The sequence below is a fragment of the Sulfurovum sp. bin170 genome, from assembly GCF_010892395.1.
Lineage (GTDB): Bacteria > Campylobacterota > Campylobacteria > Campylobacterales > Sulfurovaceae > UBA1140.
This window is the reverse complement of record NZ_JAACKB010000297.1, coordinates 1-2023: the sequence shown is the minus strand read 5'-3', so window position 1 is coordinate 2023 and position 2023 is coordinate 1. Positions and strand designations below refer to the sequence as shown.

Here is a 2023-nt window from a genome sequence, read left to right as displayed (position 1 = left end):
TAAAACTATCTATGTATATCTTGATTCCATTTGTGCTTATCGCAAAAGAGCCTGATTTGGGTACAGGATTGGTGCTTCTATTAACTGGATTTGGGGTACTCTTTATTATAGGCATTCAGACGCGTATCTGGTTAGGGCTAATAATTATCCTAGGATTAGCAGCACCTGTAATATATACACATGGTCTAAAACCTTACCAAAAACAGAGAGTCGCAGACTTTTTAGGAAAACCAAGCTATCATGTTCAACAATCTCTTATCGCTATCGGTTCAGGTGGAATGAATGGTAAAAACCAAGAAGATGCAACACAGACCCAACTAAAGTTTCTCCCTGTCTCCTCTACAGACTTTATTTTTGCCTATCTGGGTGAACGGTTTGGATTTGTAGGGATGATAGGGACTATCGCTCTATATGCTATATTTATTATACATCTTCTACAGATTGCTATGACCAATACAAAAGATTATTTTGTCAAAGTATTTGCATCAGGCATGGCTTTTCTATTTTTTATATATATGACAGTAAATATCTTGATGACAATAGGATTGGCTCCCGTTGTGGGTCTTCCTCTGCCCATGTTTAGCCACGGAGGGACATCTTTTATAATTTTTGCAGTTCTTTTTGGTATTTTGGAAAATTTACTTGCTTTTCGTTTCTATTTTATGTATAATGCCGACTCGAAAGTAACATTTTCAAAGCGTAAACCTTTAGTTAGATCTAGGTATCGCTAAATATCTTTCATGCAGGTGGGTTTTTAGCTCAGCTGGTTAGAGCACTCGGCTCATAACCGAGTGGTCCGGGGTTCGAGTCCCCGAGAACCCACCACCTACTTTTTTAGACAATCAAATTTTTAATATTTTTAGCATACTTTATAAGAATTAAAGTTTTAGACAAGGGAGTCCCTTGTCTCTACTGTTTTGAAATTAAAATATTATAGAGACAATATTCTTAATTCATTGGCATTGGTCTAAAGCCATCGTTTCCTTATGTGCAATCTGCATTTTCGGAATCGGCGTGTTTACACCCGAACTATTTGGTTCGGTGGTGCATTTATGCCCACCAAAAAAGTTTAAGCCGTAACCCCAGTAGTCAACTCTTGAAGTTCAACAAACGAGATAAGAGCTATATCTATATCTCTTCCCATAGTTCGTTCGGCTTCTGCTACAATAGATTTAAATATTGTCAAATCTTCATCTTTTAAACAGACTAAAATATTAGCTCCAGAATCCAAAGCATCAAGCATCATCGTTCCTGCTTTTCTATATGCAATCTCATAATTAGAATCCACAAGGGTCTGTCCCGCAAGTTTTGTTGACATAGCAAACTCAACAAACTTAGCATCACTATTGATAATAGCCTTTTTTGTCTCTTCTACTAATTGAGCAGATAGAGCATCTCCTGCATATATAGCAACAGCTTGACCCGTTATCGAATCCAGTTTAACACTCTCTTTTTTGGCTAAAGTTAGTGCTGATATTTTATCTATAAATGTTTTTTCTCTCTTCACACCAACCATCTCTTTGAGTTTAGCAATAGTCTCTGTATAATCCTCTTTAACAAAGAGATTGTTTTCATACTCACAACATGAGATACCATCAAACTCATCACTAATAGCAGACAATATCTCTTTTTTATGAACATTGCCATCGGCTATCATCTTGGAAGCTAGAAGAAGAATCGCATCTCCAATATACTTATGATTATAGTTAAATGTCTCTGAAGCATAATGTAGTGGATAGAGAGTCATATAATAAGCCAAATCCTCTTTTGTGGAGTAGTGACCCAAAAGATGTCTAAACTGATGCATAAAATCACGATTATTGATTATAAGTCCATTATCAGAACGATACTTCAATGCAGGGTCAATAGTAAGTTCCGTACCCAATCTATCAACAATAGTAGATATCTCTTCCTCTCCTGTAACCATCAAGTCATTTACTCTAAAGATTAAATCTTTTTGGGGATAAGAGAAATCCCTATTTTTCTCTTTTATCATTTTGAGAATCTCTTTTAGTTTAATCCC

General features: G+C 35.9%; 2 protein-coding genes and 1 tRNA gene. 2 read left to right on the top strand and 1 reads right to left on the bottom strand.

Annotated features, from left to right (window positions below; translation table 11 throughout):
• Positions 1–731: FtsW/RodA/SpoVE family cell cycle protein (locus tag GSY74_RS07010; protein WP_164664392.1), on the top strand; the 731-nt coding region annotated here is incomplete at its 5' end.
• A gap of 17 nt (positions 732–748) precedes the next feature.
• A tRNA-Ile gene (locus tag GSY74_RS07005) sits at positions 749–825 on the top strand.
• 244 nt (positions 826–1069) lie between these two features.
• Here the strand turns inward: GSY74_RS07005 and GSY74_RS07000 are convergent.
• A partial coding sequence (locus GSY74_RS07000; protein ID WP_223157499.1) for a hypothetical protein occupies positions 1070–2023 on the bottom strand: 954 nt, incomplete at its 5' end.